Annotated in this window: 1 tRNA gene; it reads right to left on the bottom strand. The window is 48.8% G+C overall.

Annotation, left to right across the window (positions count from 1 at the left end):
• Positions 1-156: 156 nt before the first annotated feature.
• Positions 157-232 (bottom strand) — tRNA-Ala (locus AC4IHP_RS27885).
• Positions 233-332: the final 100 nt, after the last annotated feature.

The following is a 332-nucleotide window of genomic DNA, read 5'->3' as shown; positions in this document are numbered from 1 at the left end:
AGCCTGATCCGTTACCAGTGAAAGTAACGTTCAGTCTATCTTTCTATCACATACCCAAATTTTTAAAGAACGATCTAGTCAAAGACTAGAAATCAACATTCATCACCGTCTTGGTGGAATGCTCATTTCTAAGCTTTCAAACTTCAGAAGCAGTAGTGGTGGAGCCAAGCGGGATCGAACCGCTGACCTCCTGCGTGCAAGGCAGGCGCTCTCCCAGCTGAGCTATGGCCCCGTATTTCTACAGGCGTTTCCCACACAAAATTGGTGGGTCTGGGCAGATTCGAACTGCCGACCTCACCCTTATCAGGGGTGCGCTCTAACCAACTGAGCTA

The organism is Pseudomonas sp. UF-293 (assembly GCF_058245595.1).
The sequence above is the reverse complement of the archived record's forward strand: the minus strand, read 5'-3'. Positions and strand labels throughout refer to the sequence as shown.